This is a genomic window from Janibacter sp. CoH_79_TC_3, assembly GCF_058197955.1.
In genome coordinates this window covers 1-16,136 of the sequence record NZ_JBXWIV010000002.1, presented here as the reverse complement: position 1 = coordinate 16,136, position 16,136 = coordinate 1, and the positions used below count along the sequence as shown (strand labels likewise).

The 16,136-nt window shown below is 42.2% G+C and carries 12 protein-coding genes; 7 read left to right on the top strand and 5 right to left on the bottom strand.

Translation table 11 applies throughout. The features are described 5' to 3' along the window. Positions 1 to 98: 98 nt before the first annotated feature. The gene (locus tag AC2FA3_RS02240; protein ID WP_490508116.1) at positions 99 to 1,163 is read right to left on the bottom strand and encodes a WG repeat-containing protein; all 1,065 of its coding nucleotides are present in this window, start codon (positions 1,161 to 1,163) and stop codon (positions 99 to 101) included. A 334-nt stretch (positions 1,164 to 1,497) separates the two neighbouring features. Here AC2FA3_RS02240 and AC2FA3_RS02235 point away from each other — a divergent pair, with 334 nt between their 5' ends. Continuing rightward, on the top strand, positions 1,498 to 2,430 hold the full coding sequence (locus tag AC2FA3_RS02235; protein WP_490508115.1) for a DMT family transporter: 933 nt from the start codon (positions 1,498 to 1,500) through the stop codon (positions 2,428 to 2,430). Positions 2,431 to 2,559: 129 nt separating this feature from the next. Here AC2FA3_RS02235 and AC2FA3_RS02230 read toward each other — a convergent pair whose 3' ends face one another. Further along, on the bottom strand, positions 2,560 to 3,978 hold the full coding sequence (locus AC2FA3_RS02230) for a solute carrier family 23 protein (RefSeq protein ID WP_490508114.1): 1,419 nt from the start codon (positions 3,976 to 3,978) through the stop codon (positions 2,560 to 2,562). A 420-nt stretch (positions 3,979 to 4,398) separates the two neighbouring features. Here AC2FA3_RS02230 and AC2FA3_RS02225 point away from each other — a divergent pair, with 420 nt between their 5' ends. Next, a complete protein-coding gene (locus AC2FA3_RS02225) occupies positions 4,399 to 5,832 on the top strand; it encodes an L-serine ammonia-lyase (protein ID WP_490508113.1) in 1,434 nt (477 codons plus the stop codon). A gap of 126 nt (positions 5,833 to 5,958) precedes the next feature. On the opposite strand, the gene AC2FA3_RS02220 is transcribed toward AC2FA3_RS02225, so the two are convergent. The 3 genes from AC2FA3_RS02220 to xthA form a co-directional block, all read right to left on the bottom strand. Then, complete coding sequence (locus tag AC2FA3_RS02220; RefSeq protein ID WP_201543008.1) at positions 5,959 to 6,357, bottom strand: DUF4377 domain-containing protein; 399 nt, start codon at positions 6,355 to 6,357, stop codon at positions 5,959 to 5,961. A 440-nt stretch (positions 6,358 to 6,797) separates the two neighbouring features. Beyond that, the gene (argJ, locus tag AC2FA3_RS02215; RefSeq protein WP_490508112.1) at positions 6,798 to 8,021 is read right to left on the bottom strand and encodes a bifunctional glutamate N-acetyltransferase/amino-acid acetyltransferase ArgJ; all 1,224 of its coding nucleotides are present in this window, start codon (positions 8,019 to 8,021) and stop codon (positions 6,798 to 6,800) included. A gap of 141 nt (positions 8,022 to 8,162) precedes the next feature. After that, positions 8,163 to 8,987, bottom strand: a complete 825-nt coding sequence (gene xthA / locus AC2FA3_RS02210) for an exodeoxyribonuclease III (RefSeq protein WP_149490046.1) — start codon at positions 8,985 to 8,987, stop codon at positions 8,163 to 8,165. 281 nt (positions 8,988 to 9,268) lie between these two features. Between xthA and AC2FA3_RS02205 the strand changes: the two genes are divergently transcribed. The 5 genes from AC2FA3_RS02205 (at position 9,269) to AC2FA3_RS02185 (ending at position 16,009) form a co-directional block, all read left to right on the top strand. Further along, entirely contained in the window at positions 9,269 to 9,859 is a 591-nt protein-coding gene (locus AC2FA3_RS02205; RefSeq protein WP_490508111.1) for a hotdog family protein, read from the top strand. Between the two features lie 54 nt (positions 9,860 to 9,913). Then, positions 9,914 to 10,729 (top strand): ABC transporter ATP-binding protein, encoded by an 816-nt coding sequence (locus AC2FA3_RS02200; protein ID WP_490508110.1) that lies wholly within the window; start codon positions 9,914 to 9,916, stop codon positions 10,727 to 10,729. A gap of 114 nt (positions 10,730 to 10,843) precedes the next feature. Beyond that, entirely contained in the window at positions 10,844 to 11,632 is a 789-nt protein-coding gene (locus AC2FA3_RS02195) for an ABC transporter permease (RefSeq protein ID WP_490508109.1), read from the top strand. A gap of 405 nt (positions 11,633 to 12,037) precedes the next feature. Beyond that, positions 12,038 to 13,735, top strand: coding sequence for an AMP-binding protein (locus tag AC2FA3_RS02190; protein ID WP_490508108.1), 1,698 nt, complete (start codon positions 12,038 to 12,040; stop codon positions 13,733 to 13,735). A gap of 573 nt (positions 13,736 to 14,308) precedes the next feature. Continuing rightward, entirely contained in the window at positions 14,309 to 16,009 is a 1,701-nt protein-coding gene (locus AC2FA3_RS02185; RefSeq protein WP_490508107.1) for an AMP-binding protein, read from the top strand. Positions 16,010 to 16,136 lie beyond the last annotated feature (127 nt).

The window sequence follows — 16,136 nt, the reverse complement described above, 5'->3', positions numbered from 1 at the left end:
AATAAACCATAAAAAAGAGTGTCAGAGCGATAGATTATCCATCGTTCTGACACTCTTTTTTTACCTGCGAGTTTAACCACAATATTAAATGATAAGTGTTAATCACAACCGACACCAGCGCCCTCTTTGTCAATACACATCTTAGCGCCATTCTTTAAATTACCAATCCATGCTTTACCATTTATAAATACAAATGCTGGCTGGTCTTTATAACTATCGCCCGCGCTCACGCCGCTATTATCAAAGCGAAAAGGAATCACCAACTCGCCGCCTAAATTGACAAAACCCCATTCGTTATCGATGCGCACGCCCGCCAATCCTTCAGAAAATGGAAGCACCTCATCAAACGAATAAGTAATCATGGTGACATTGTCATCGTCAACAAAGCCCCATCTGCCATCTTGTTGACGTGGGTGCAGCGTGGTAAAACGACCTGCTGGCACTAATGGCTGCATCTCCTTGGCGTTTTCGTTAGCATTATTACTATTGCTAGCAGGCGCTCTTGTCGTCGATGTTTGGCTATCAGCCTTACTGTTTGAATTCGAGTCACGTGTGGGTTTGCCGTTTTTATCCAACCAGCTTGTGGCTTGGTTTTTACGCACGCGCGTCATCCCGCCGCGATAATCATCGATATCACTAATTGCAGCGGCAAATGGCACAATAGTCTTATTGGCGGTATCGATAACCCCATAATGACCGTTTTGTTTGACCACGATGCGACCTTCAGAGACGGGACGCGCCCAACCTTGACTCTCCTTGAGCATATCATACATCGCAGGGATAGCCTCGCGACCTTGCATATTGACATAACCTACCCGACCATTATGGAGTACCGGTATCAATCCGCCCGATATTTTATCGGCATCTACTTTTTGATAGCGTGATAAATCAACCACACTTTTACCTTGTTTATCAATCAAGGCAACTGGCGCGCCAAAATCTTTTATCGCTAAGAAATAGCCGCTACTGGCTGTACAAGCGACATTTTTATAATAACTTTTGGGTATTTTACAGCTGACCGCTTGCGCATTTGACATCAAAAAAAACGTAGCAGCTATTATGCTTATCACAAACAGGCGCACGCCACAACTGCCACGCGGCAGTTGTGGCGATAATGTAGATAAGAAATCTATTTGTCGTTTTGATATAGAACGTACCAGCATAAGCAAACCTAGGCTAAAAATAATAGAGGCTATATGAATTTGAATATACTAAGTTAAGTATTTGAAGAGCATCACTATTTTAAAACATGGCGGATTTCAAATACAGATAGACAGTAGAGTAACAAATGACAGCGTTTGCGCCAATGCTATTACTGTAAGAAGGTGACTGTTTTATTTATACATAGTGTGTGATCCGTTATTATAAAATAAATCGTATCAAACCATTCCATTTCAAGTGCAAAACACTGACAATATAGCTTGTTTAAGTCACCGCTTTAGCAAACAACGATAAAAACCATTAAAAAGTATCATAGTAATGAGATAAGGATATTGCATGGCTATTGCCGCTTCACGCTCCGCCGCTACTGGCTTGGTTATTGGTTGTGTTATTTTTGGTTTGGGCAGCTTGATTGTCGCCCATGTCGATATTGGTGGTTGGGCGATGTCATTTTGGCGGCTGGCTATTTCAGGCGTGGTATTCGCTGTATTGGCTAAAATGACGGGGCAACGACTACCGCGCTCAAAACGTGCGATTTTTTACGGTTTATTATCGGGCGCATTTTTAGGACTCGATTTGGCACTATGGCACGAGAGTATTTATGCGGTAGGCCCTGGTATCTCAACCTTACTTAATAGCTTGCAGATTTTCTTTTTAGCGGGCATTGGTTTTTTATATTTTAATGAGCGCCAGTCTATTTTGCAGCTCATCAGTTTATTTCTAGCGATGTTAGGTGTTGCAATGATAGGCAGTCCTGAGTTTGCGCAAAATACTGCCGCGACTTGGGGTTTCGTCACTGGTATCGTTTCAGGCGCCATGCTTGCCGCGTCGATGACCTTTATCCGTAAAACCCACGATACTGAGCCAACGCCGATATTTATGCTCATGCAACTGATTAGTATCGGCGGCGTAGTGGCAATGATTATCCCAATGTTCGTGTTTGATATGGGTCATATTCTGCCCAATACGTGGTCTGAAATTGGGTGGGTGTTGATTTATGGCACAGTGATGCAATGCTTAGCGTGGGGGCTTATCGCCTACTCTATTCCTAAGTTGTCATTAGCATTGACAGGGTTGCTATTATTAACCGAGCCCATTGCCGCTTTGGTGATTGATTATAGCTGGCTCGATAAACCCATTAATACTTTACAATGGAGTGGTGCGCTGCTGACTATGTTTGCCATTTATTTAGGTTCATTGAAACCTAAACCACGCGCGCTACGACGTTATCGGTTTTTTTCACGGTTTTATAAACGTGACTATAAATAAAGAACACAGCAAATAACAATGTTTATAAATAAGCGTCATAACGAATAAAAGCCACAATAATGATTATGGCTTTTATTCGTTATATGAAGTTCTTTAATTTTATGATTAAAACATCACTCTTTTTAACAGTTAGTCTTTTTGTTTATTGAATAAGGCATTAAGCACAATCGCGGCTAAGGTAGCCGTACCAATACCGCCCAAGTCAAAACCACCTAGATTCAGGCTAAAATTACCCGTACCCATAATCACGGTAACGGCAGCAATGATTAAATTGCTGTTTTTACTAAAGTCAATATGATTGTCTATCCAAATTTTTGCCCCTGCAATCGCAATCAAACCAAACACTACGATAGATGCACCTCCCAATAAAGCTGCCGGTATTGTCTGAATAATCGCGCCAAACTTTGGAGATAATCCAAGCAAGATAGCAACCAAACCAGCTACTACAAAAATCGTCGTACTATATACTTTGGTCACTGCCATGACACCGATATTTTCTGCATAAGTGGTCACCCCTGTACCACCAAAACCTGCCGAAAATGTCGTTGCTAAACCATCAGCAAAAAATGCTCGACCCATATAAGGCGTTACTCGCGCCTTAGTCATACCTTCGACCGCTTTAAAATGCCCCAAGTTTTCAGCCACTAAAATAAATGCGACAGGCGCAATTAATATAATCGCACTCATCTCAAAACGCGGTGAATGAATACTTGGCAGACCAAACCATGACGTTGCTGATACACCAGTAAAGTCAATCGGAACGCCATAGCCAAGCACATTGGTCATGACAAAATAGGCGATATACGACAAAATTAAACCAACAAGCAACAACAGACGGCGCAGCATACCGCGGGTAAATACAGCCACCCCACTGATAAGCAATACTGTCAGCGTCGCCATCCATGCATCAAACTGGTTGGCGGAAACCCCTTGAATGGTGACGGGGGCCAAATTAAGACCAATAATCATCACAATTGCACCGGTAACAATAGGTGGCATCAAGCGCTCAATCCAACCTGTACCCGTCTTCATTACTAATAGACCTATCAAGGCATAAATGATGCCGCATGCCATGATACCGCCCAGGGCGACATTCAAATTGTCATTGAATCCCACACCCGCATAAGCCGTCACCGCAATCACTGGACCAATAAAGGCAAAGCTGGAACCCAAATAGCTTGGCATACGCCCGCCGGTAATGATAAAAAACATCACCGTACAAATACCGGACATCAAAATGGCTAAATTAGGGTCGAAGCCCATTAGTAATGGTGCCAGCACCGTCGCCCCAAACATCGCAAAAGTATGCTGCACACCTAACAAAACGCTCTTAGCGGGCGGCAAATACTCATTGATACCGACCGGATCACGATCCAAATCACCGCTATACGGACGCCACGTTGGAAACCAACGACCATTATCAAAGTCTGGATTGTGAGGATAGCTCACCGCTGCTGCATCAATGCCAGCCGCTTCTAGTGCATTGTGAGGAGCCGCCTCTTGATTGCTATTTTTGGGTTTTACAGAATGAGGTTCGGGAGTTGTCATGCGCTGTCCTATTTGAGCTGAGATAATATTCGTCAGCTAAAAAACCGTGAGAAATACAACTATGAATTGAGCCGAGAAGAAAACAGATAGATCGGTGAACTATCAAAAATAATAAACACTGACGAGCTTACAGGATGTTACACAGGTAATGGCTGCGAGCATGATAACGGAGTTCTATGATAAATAAAAGTTATTATTCAATGCTCCTCTGTACGCCTATACTGAGTGACATCTATAGATAACTTTCCAATATTATTTAAATGCCTCATCTATTGAAATACGCCTTTAAATAATCGTGTACCTTGTCATCGTGCTGTATTCATCAAGGCTTTTGCGAGCGTTATCTATTATTTTTTTCCTACCAGTCCTAAAGCCTATCTATAACATACGCTGATGCACTGACAATTTCTTGGTATTTTTATGATTAGTGTTTTCGACTTATTTAAAATTGGTATTGGACCATCGAGCTCTCATACGGTCGGACCCATGATAGCTGCCAACTTATTTTTGACGTCATTGCTTAAACAAACCGCATTAACGACGATTAAAAATATTGAAATAGAGCTTTATGGCTCTTTGGCGGCTACCGGTAAAGGGCACGCAACCGATACGGCGATATATTTGGGCTTGCTTGGACATACGCCGAGCACCATTGATACCCGCTTAACTGGCGAATATCTAGCGCCTATTTTTACTGATAAGCAGCTCAATTTGTCGGGTAAACATATCATAAACTTCGATAGCGAGCGCGATATGTATTGGTACGATGATACCGTGTTGCCCTATCATCCGAATGCATTGACCATCCGCGCGTTATTGACCGATGGCAGTAATTACCAGCAAACTTATTATTCGGTTGGTGGCGGTTTCGTCATCAACGAAGATGATGCCAATAATCCCGATGAGGATCATGCCAGCCCAACGATTGATATCGTTCCCTACCCTTTTAATAATGCCGCAGAGTTGCTTGAGCAGTGCCGTGAGCATGGGTTAAGTATCAGCGAGCTGGTACTCGCCAACGAATGTCACTACCGCAATCAAGCAGATATTTTTAGCTATTTAGATACGATTTGGGAGGTGATGCAGGACTGCGTGACTCAAGGTTGTAAAAACAGCGGCATTTTACCGGGCGGGCTGGATGTTAAACGCCGCGCCCACGATTTACATAATCAACTATGCGCTGAAAAGGACTTGCCTATCGCCAAAACCGATAAGCTCGCAGCGATGGATTGGGTCGATTTGTATGCCCTTGCCGTCAATGAAGAAAATGCCAATGGTGGTAAAGTCGTCACCGCACCGACCAATGGTGCCGCGGGTATTATTCCTGCTGTACTGCACTATTATCGTGATTTTTTATCCAATTATAACCAAGATGGCTTCCGTAATTTTTTATTAAACGCCACCGCTATTGGTAGTTTGATTAAACAAAACGCCTCTATCTCAGGTGCGGAAGTTGGCTGCCAAGGCGAAGTCGGTTCAGCTTGTGCGATGGCAGGCTCGGCATTGGCAGAGATTATGGGCGGCTCGCCAGCCCAATGTTTGAATGCCGCTGAGATTGGCATCGAGCATAATTTGGGTCTGACTTGTGACCCGATTGGCGGCTTGGTACAAGTTCCTTGTATCGAACGCAATGCGATGGGCGCAGTAAAGGCCATTAACGCCGCTCGTCTTGCCTGCCGCGGCAATGGTCAGCACTTTGTTTCTCTAGACAAAGCAATTGAAACCATGAAGCAGACAGGCGCTGATATGTCTGATAAATACAAAGAAACCGCACGCGGCGGGCTTGCTATTTATGCTGACAATCGCATCCCCACTGCCACCCGTGGCGTTAGTGTTAATTATAGTCAATGTTAATATAAACATCGATTTTCATTGTTTAAAGTCATCACCAAAAAAAGCCTCTAATGATTAGAGGCTTTTTTATAAGTGGTTAACTATTCTAATTTAACAATATTAGCTAATGCTAATTATGTCTAGAAGTTACTCAGCAGTTTTTGAAACCACTTCGTTTAGAATCCAAACTGGTTTAACTACTTTGGTCGCTTCATTCATAACCGCTTCTTGGCGCACATCTAGAATATAGCGATAATTTGGCTCATAAGTAAAGCCTTGGATATCACCGTTTAAAGGCGTGTAGTTTTTCTGATAAGTCTGACGATATTGTAGGCATTCTGATTCAACCATAGTGCCATTTGCAGTTGGTAGCTCACATACTGCTTTTAGTGGCGCTATTTCTATTTTAAAGCTTGGAATATTAACCACTTTCACGTTCACAGGTTCGCCTTCAACGACCATAGTACGCTCATCATTCATACCCATAGTAGAACAACCTGACAAAACAAAAGTCGTCATCAATGCAGCAATTGCTAATTTTTTCATTATTAAATCCTCAGTTTATTTGTATTAATCATTACCTTTTGAATTCATTTTAATCAATTATTACTATTCAAAAGGTAGTAGGTATTTATAAAGATACTGCTAATTAAAAGACTAATTAATTACAAGCACTAATCACAAGCTATGAAATCGAGACAAAGTTGATCTATAAATTGATATCTTGATTTGTAAAAAATCACTCAGCTCTTATTAGCAGTACCGTCTATTGTTTACTGCGGTAAGTATAGGTCGCCCAGTCCCTAACGCTCTATGACTGCTTTGTAAAGTAACGTCAGCTTTTGCAACTGATGTTAATAAATGATTTTATTACGACGTATCAGACAAGGTTATTTTACCCATAAAAAACGCTCAAAACTATGCATAATAATGATAGCGTTGAACGTTACACTTAGTGCGTTAATCTAGGAAAGCCTAGATGACTTTTAGCTACGATAATCGGCGTTTATCTTGACGTAATCGTAAGATAAATCGCAGGTATAAACGGTATCGTGAGCATCACCACGTGCTAAATCAATATGAATGGTAATCTCAGGACGACTCATGACTTCTTTGCCCGCCGCTTCCGTATAACTCGGGGCAACGCCACCATTTTCACAAATCATCACTTCGTCTAGATACACATCGACTTGTTCTGTATCAAGGTCTTCAATACCCGCATAACCAACCGCTGCTAAGATACGACCCCAGTTGGCATCACTGGCAAAAAATGCTGTCTTAACTAGTGGTGAATGAGCAACGGCATATGCTACATCGCAGCATTCTTGCGTGGTATTACCGCCCGTGACTTTTACGGTCATAAACTTAGTGGCACCTTCTCCATCTCGCACAATCAATTGCGCCAAACGTACAAATACGGCGGTTAAGGCAGCAAATATCGGCCGATAATGTGGATGCTCTGGGCTATCAATGATCTCTGAGCTCGCCGTTCCAGTTGCAATCAACACGCAGCAATCGTTGGTTGAGGTATCGCCATCGACGGTGATGCGGTTAAAGGATTGCTCATTAATTTTGCTAAGCATTTCTTGCAGTAAATCAGCGGCGATATTGGCATCCGTAGCCACATAACCAAGCATGGTGGCCATATTAGGGCGTATCATTCCCGACCCTTTTGACATACCCGTAATATGATAACGGCTAGCATCGACATCCACCTTTTCACTGGCAAGCTTTGGAATCGTATCTGTCGTACGAATACCATTCGCGGCTGCCAACCAATTGTCAGGGGCCAAATTGGCTAATGCATTGTCCAAACCTGCGATGACAGCATCACTGTTTAGTGGCTCGCCTATCACACCTGTCGAAAATGGCAAGACGGAACTGACGTCCACGTCAGCTTTAGCAGCTAAGGCAGCACAGATATCAACCGCACGGCGCATGCCATCAGCGCCTGTACCGGCATTGGCGTTGCCCGTATTGGTAACGAGATAACGCGGACTGGCTTTAGCGAAGTGTTCACGTAAGACGCGTACGGGCGCGGCACAAAAAGTGTTTTTCGTAGTAACAACCGCAGTGTTGGCGCTATCAGCAATTTCTATCACCACCAAATCATCGCGGTCTTTATAGCGTACACCTGCAGCAGTGGCGCTTAGCTTAATCCCATTAATAGGATAAATCGTATTGGGTACTGCAACGTTGCCGACAGCCATCATTCAATCCTTATTCATCAATGCTGATGCATTATTTATTGGTTATAAGTTATCTTTTATAAAATATTAGTTATAGACTCTTAGTTTTACAGTCTTAGATATAAAACTTGGTGATTAAAATCTGATATTAAAAGCAAGTTATTATACTTTGTTTAAGTCAAACGCTGCCCAAATTGGCGCGTGATCAGACGGTTTTTCCATACCGCGCAGCTCATAACTAATACCTGCATCGACGCAGTTATCTATTAGATCTGCCGTGCATAAAATGTGATCGATACGCAGTCCACGTTTAGGCTCATCATTAAAGCCGCGGCTGCGATAATCAAACCAGCTATATAATTCGGTACTCTCTGGATAATGGAGACGATAAGTATCAGTCAGCTCGCGCGACATCAAGTCACTATACCATTCACGCTCTTCAGGTAAAAACGAAGTCTTTCTATTTTTCAGCCAGCGCTTGGCATTGACCTCACCGATACCAATATCGGTATCTTCTGGGGCAATATTCATATCACCCATGATAATCAAAGAGCGCCCTTCTGCTTTTAGCGTATCGATATAGGTCATCAAATCTGCATAATAGGCACGCTTCATAGGAAATTTGGTCGGATGGTCTTGGCTCTCTCCTTGCGGGAAATAGCCGTTGAGGACATCTACTTCACGGCCATTGAACACATAGCGCGCATGGATAAAGCGTTTTTGCGCCTCCGCATCTTCACCCGGAAAGCCTTTTTGTACAAAAATAGGGGCAACTTTGGACAGTAGAGCGACACCATAATGGGCTTTTTGACCGAAATACTCGACGTGATAACCCAAGCTCTCGACATTTTCGAGTGGAAACTGCTCATCATGTACCTTAGTTTCTTGCAAACCCATCACATCAGGGTCGATTACCTCTCGTACCGCCTCTAGTTGGTGTTGGCGAGCGCGGATACCATTGATATTAAAACTGACAAAACGGGTCATAAATTATCCTATACTAATGAATTAAAACAAAGTGTGACTACAAACAAGTGCTACTGTTAAAAAGTGCTGCTATAAACTAGACAAAGCGGCAATATATAAAGGATTATGATAACAGACATCAGCAAGGCTATCTGTTGCGCGCCCTTATTTCTTACGATAGAGTAGCTGTTAGAAGTCACAACCTGTGCGTTTACATTATTAATGAAGCAGTTTTTTATTAAACGCTTTGGTTAAGTGCTTTTACTAAGTACTTTTTTCAAGCAAATTTATTGAGCATTATTATGATAACAACCCCGAATAAAAATACCAATACCACACCCATTAGCGCAACCAAACCGCTATTTGCCACTGACTATAATGTGTATATTAACCATACTGATGCAGGTGGCATAGTCTATCATGCCAATCATTTAGTATTTTTTGAAAACTGTCGCCGCGACTGGTTTACCAAGCTTGGTTTAAATGGGTATTTTTTGCAGACCGATGATGGTGACATTCAGCACTTTGTCGTCAGTCAAGCAGACCTACAATACAAAAAAGCCATTCTATTAGACGAAGTTATCAATGTACGCATCGATAAGGTTGAGCTCAAACCTGCCAGCATTATATTTTATCAAAGTATCCATCGCTCATCGCCAAATGTGGATGCAGATGATAACACTCAAGCGAGCGCTGCTTTTTTAAGCAGTACCTTATTAAGCAGCACCAAAATCGTTATCGCTTGTGTACAAAATCAAATCATGCCAACTTCTATATCGAATGATGGTTCTGATGCTACTGTGAATCACAACGCGCCCATGCGTCCTATTCGTGTACCGCAAAAATTGCGCGATACCATTCAGCAAGCAATCACACAACACGCTGATCAATAAAACACTTAACTGACTGGCCTATGAGCGCTGATAAGACAAATAATAAGGCCTTTTATGCTAGCATTTGAAGATATCTGGATATATAGCAAGGGCGCTGCGATAGCAAACCCTAATCATAGCGCGCTTGCTCATTCAAGCTTTACTCCGTTTCCTACTTACCGCCGATGGCGCACAAAAAGACAGAAGAACTCAGCGTCCGATGGCGTTGATGCTTTATCTATTAATAAACGAGCACTGATAAGTGGCAGCAGTGGTACCTTGTTGGCTGGGCAAGTAACTGTTTTGACTGGTGCTTCTGGCAGTGGTAAGTCCCTTTTATTGCGTGTATTGGCAGGGCTACTGCCTATGACCACAGGCGATGTTTGGCTACAAAGCGATGAACAAAATAGCCATACTCGTCATAGCATTCATGAAATGGCACTCAGGCAATGGCGCTCACAGGTCGCCCTTCTCGCGCAGCAGCCTCAATTACTAGAAGGCAGCGTGGTTGATAACCTGCAGTTGCCTTACCGCTTGGCAACCCATCAGCAAAAGCATTTTAATATCGATTGGCATATCGAGCAGCTTGAGCATTTAGAGCGCACCCCTGACTTTTTACAACAAGACGCTAATACTTTGTCAGGTGGTGAAAAGCAACTGGTCAATACGCTGCGTTTATTACAATTAAACCCGCAAGTGCTGTTATTGGATGAACCTACTGCGGCCTTAGATGTCGATACCTCAGCGAAACTCGTCCACTTGCTTGTCAGTTGGTTACGGCGTGAGCCAAAGCGAACATTACTATGGGTGACTCATGACACGCACAATATTATGCCGTTAGCAGATAAGCATTGGCATATGCAAGCAGGCATCTTAACCAAAGTAAGTTAAGCCACTTTTTAAATCCTATGCTTACCATCAATCGCTCAATGTTGCTTAATTTGACTATTATTTGTTTAAGCCTTACTTGTTTGACATTCATTTCTTTTATAGCGAGTTCCTGTAATGAGTACAAACAATATGCAAATCGTACTGACTTACGCTGATATTGCGCTTGCCAGCAGTTTGATTATCATCGTGCTGCTCGTCTCATGGGTCTTACGTCTAAGATTGACCAAAACACTCGTCATTGCTGCTATCCGTACAGTGATACAGCTGAGCTTTATCAGTTTGATATTGGCATGGATTTTCGCTCGGGAACAATGGTACGAAGTCCTTATTATTTTGACCATCATGACCTTGATTGCAAGTAGCGCTGCCAAAAATCGAGTCAAACGTACTTATAAAGGCTTATTAGTCGATACGCTAATCGCTGTCAGCATATCAGCGGTGTTGGTGACGGTCATCGCCATTAGTCTGATTTTGCAGGTGCAACCTTGGTATACACCGCAGTTCATCATTCCTATATTGGGCTTAATACTCGGCAACTCTTTGACCGCTATCTCCTTGACCAGCAACCAGCTTATCGAAAACCTCCATGGCCAACAAGGGCGCATAGAGATGATGTTAAGCCTGTCTGCCACACCATTTGAAGCGGTACACAAACAAATACGAGCCGCTATTATTAATGGCATGACGCCTACCCTAAACTCGATGCTGGTTGTCGGTATTGTCAGCCTACCAGGTATGATGACTGGGCAAATACTTGCTGGAGCAGACCCTACCCAAGCGGTACGTTATCAGATTGTAACGATGTTTTTAATCTGCGTCAGTAGTACCCTTGGCTGTACGATAAGCGCTTTACTCATTCATCGGCGTTTTTTTAATAAAAAGCAGCAGCTCGTCCTACCATAACGACCGTTGGTCATTTTTTTCTTGCATAATAGTTAAATGTTTTTATTAGCATTAAATATGTACTGGGCAGTACGCTCATGTTAATATTGCCTTTACTTAGATTCATGCTAATGTATTGCTTAAATGTATCATTATATCGTCGATGCATTATCCTTTGGTTGCGAGTAACGGGTAAAAATGCTTTAAAATTGAGCGTCATTTTTTAAGATGATTGTATGCATTTAAAACCGACACTTTTATCATTCATCAAAACTGAACAACAGTAAAAAAATTTAGTGGTCCGTCAATAGATAAGGATGTTATCAAACTCAGCGGCAATTGTTTTAAGTCAGCGCTGATTTTTTTATTGACATGGATATGACTGCTTAACGATAGAAACCTAATTGAACTTCCAGGACGCTGACTATGATGTTGAATAAACCTTGGCTTGCCCAATACCCTAAGAGTGTACCAAAAACTATCGATCCAGATAGATATGGCAGCATCATGGAGCTGTATGAAGAGTGCTTTGATCGCTTCCGTCTGCATCCAATGAGTATCTGTATGGGCGTAACCCATACTTATGATGACATTGATAAGGCGTCTCTTGCGGTCGCTGCTTGGTTACAGGCGCAAGGATTGCCTCAAGGCAGCGTGGTTGCACTCATGATGCCAAATGTGCCGCAGTACTTACCGACGATGATTGGTATTTTGCGCGCAGGTTACGTCTGTACGCCAGTCAACCCTCTGTATACTGGGCGTGAGCTGCGTCATCAGTTAAATGACTCAGGCGCTCAGGTTATCTTTGTGGTTGATAATTTTGCTCAAGCACTCGAGCAAGTTATTGATGAGACCAATATCAAACGTATTGTCTTATCAAAAATGGGCGATATGATGGGTCTAAAAGGTATTTTAGTGAATACCATTATTCGTCAGGTCAAACGCTTGGTGCCCAAGTATAAGCTCAACGATCCTAAACATGAAGTAACGAAGTTTCCAGATGTGCTAAAAAAAGGCAAGCACTTGCCCTTCCAAAAGCCAAAAATGAACTTGGATCAAAAAGCATTTTTACAATATACCGGTGGTACAACAGGTTTATCTAAAGGCGCCATTTTATCTCAGCGTAATATCGTCGCAGGCGCCATGCAATCAGAAGCTTGGACGCGCCCGATTACCTCAGAGATTAATGAGGTCTATATCAATATGGTCATGGCACTACCGCTGTATCATATTTTTGCCTTTATGTTGAGCTCATTAGGCATGCGTTCGGGCTATACCTTTATATTGATACCTAATCCACGTGATATTCCTGGATTTATCAAAACCTTATCCAAACAACCGTTCCATATTTTCCCAGCGGTTAACACCTTGTTTAAAGGCTTGCTTGATCATCCAAACTTTAAAGACCTTGATTTTAGCTCGCTACGTATCTCGCAAGCAGGTGGTATGGCGGCAACCGAACAGACGGCAGCGCGCTGGCTTGAGACCACTGGCTGCGCGATGATTGAAGGTTGGGGTATGACCGAAGGTGTGGCAGTCGGTACTGCCAACGTCGTTACTGACCGTAAGTTTAATGGCACCATTGGCGTTCCTGTGCCAAGCGTTGATGTTATCATCATTGACGATGAAGGCAATCGCGTTGGTGTGAACCAAGCAGGTGAGATGTGTGTTAAAGGCCCTAACGTTACTTCAGGTTACCTGAACAGAGACAGTAGCGAAGACTTTACCCAAGATGGTTATTTCCGTACTGGCGACATCGTCAGCATGGATGAAAAAGGCTACTTTAGATTATTAGACCGTAAAAAAGACATGATTTTGGTCTCAGGCTTTAACGTCTTCCCTAACGAAGTAGAGTCCGTCATGCTTGATTGTGAAGGGATTATTGATTGCGCCGTGATTGGTATTCCTGACGATCGTCAAGGTGAAGCAGTCAAAATCTATGTTATTCCTGCTGATAATAACGTTACTAAAAACTCAATCAAAGAGTTTGCCTTAGACAACATGACTGGTTATAAATGCCCGCGTCATATAGAGTTTGTGACTGAGTTGCCAAAAAGTAATGTCGGTAAAGTACTGCGCCAAAAACTGCGTGAAAAGCATATCGCTGACAATCCACAACGTTAATTAACGCAAAGTCTCAATAGCTTGTTAATATAAAAGTTATAAAAAAAGCGCTCTATCATAGATATAGGGCGCTTTTTTTGTGCTCTAAACCTTTTATCTTATATTCACAACCACTTATCTTATTTTACTTGCAACACAGTTCTTTTACTTTATCAAACTTAATTATAAACTAACAAGTTCTTGTATAAGAATAACCAGCTAAATGGTAGTTATGTTAATGTACTGCCAAAATATATTACGCTATTATTTATTAACTTATATTAATAGTATCTTCGATTGAGGTTAACCGACTGGCCTTATTTGGATGATAATATTTTTTGTTTTAATATTAAAATCCTTTACTGGCCGTTTAATCTACTTAAATACTTATTTTTGGTAGTTAAATATCTTTTTCGTAAAAAAATCTTGCAATTCAATACATTTGTATAAAGGTCACCGTATTTTAGCAGTCTGTGAATAAATAGGATAACACTCGACAATCCATTGCTCCTAGGGCGATGATAATGTTGTTGACAGGGATGTGACTACTTTTTTATAGAACCTTAACTTATCGTAAATTTAAGGACGCTAAGTATGACCACTGATAAACCTTGGCTTGCTCAATACCCAGCAAACGTACCTAAGACCATCAATCCTGATCAGTATGAGAGCCTGATAGAGTTATATGAGGAGTGCTTTAACCGCTTTCGTATGCACCCGATGACTATTTGTATGGGTGTGACTCATACTTATGGTGATGTTGATAAAGCCTCTCTTGCCGTCGCTGCTTGGTTGCAAGCACAAGGCATTCCTAAAGGCAGCGTCGTTGCGCTTATGATGCCAAACGTACCACAGTACTTACCGACCATGATTGGTATTTTACGTGCAGGCTATATTTGTACCCCTATCAACCCTCTGTATACCGGTCGCGAGCTGCGTCATCAACTAAATGATTCAGGTGCTCAAGTGATTTTTGTGGTCGATAACTTTGCTCAAGCAATCGAGCAAGTGATCGAAGAGACGGATATCAAACGTATTGTCCTATCAAAAATGGGCGATATGATGGGTCTAAAAGGTATTTTGGTCAATACGGTTATCCGTCAGGTCAAACGCTTAGTACCGAAGTACAATCTGAATGATCCTAAATATAACGTTACCAAATTCCCTGACGTGCTTAAAAAAGGTAAAAATCTGCCGTTCCAAGCACCAAAAACGTCGTTGCAACAAAAAGCTATTTTGCAGTATACCGGTGGTACGACAGGATTATCTAAAGGTGCGGTATTAACTCAGCGTAACGTCGTCGCTGCTGCGATGCAGTCAGAAGCATGGTTTCGCCCTGTTACCTCGGAAATTAATGAGGTATATATCAATATGGTCATGGCACTACCGCTGTATCATATTTTTGCCTTTATGCTGAGCTTACTTGGTATGCGTTCTGGTTATACCTTTATTTTGGTACCAAACCCACGTGATATGCCTGGATTTATCAAAACCTTATCCAAACAACCGTTTCATATTTTCCCAGCGGTCAATACCTTGTTTAAAGGGTTGCTTGATCAACCTAATTTTAAAGACTTGGACTTTACCTCACTCCGTCTCTCACAAGCAGGTGGTATGGCAGCGACCGAACAGACCGCTGCGCGTTGGTTAGAGGTTACTGGCTGTCCAATGGTTGAAGGTTGGGGTATGACCGAGTGTGTGGCAGTTGGTACCAACAATATTGTCACTGATCGTAAGTTTAACGGTACCATTGGTACTCCTGGCCCAAGCGTCGATATTATTATCATAGATGAGAGCGGTAAGCAGGTAGGCCTTAATCAGTCAGGCGAGATGTGTATTAAAGGACCTAATGTTTTTTCAGGTTACTTTAATAAAGATCCTATTGATGACTTTACGACAGACGGTTACTTCCGTACCGGCGATATCGTTAGTATGAACGAAAAAGGTTATATCACCCTACTTGATCGCAAAAAAGACATGATTTTGGTCTCGGGATTTAACGTTTTCCCTAACGAAGTGGAATCCGTCATGTTTGATTATAAAGGAATTGTTGATTGTGCGGTCATCGGCATTCCTGATGACCATCAAGGTGAGGCGGTTAAAATCTATATCGTCCCTGCCGACAATAATGTAACTAAAGAAGATATCAAAGAGTTCGCTATCGATAACTTAACCGGCTATAAATGCCCGCGTCATATCGAGTTTGTAAGCGAGCTACCAAAGAGCAATGTCGGTAAAATACTACGCCAAAAACTACGTGAAAAACATATATCAGATAACCCGCAAACCTTGTAGTATTTAAAACTTTAAAGTTTCAAAATAATAAAAGCCCGCTATATAAAATGTGAACTGACCCCCTAAACTTAGACAGTTTAAGTTTGCATCAAGGACTGAGCTTTGTACTTAACAGGGCTCAGTCCTT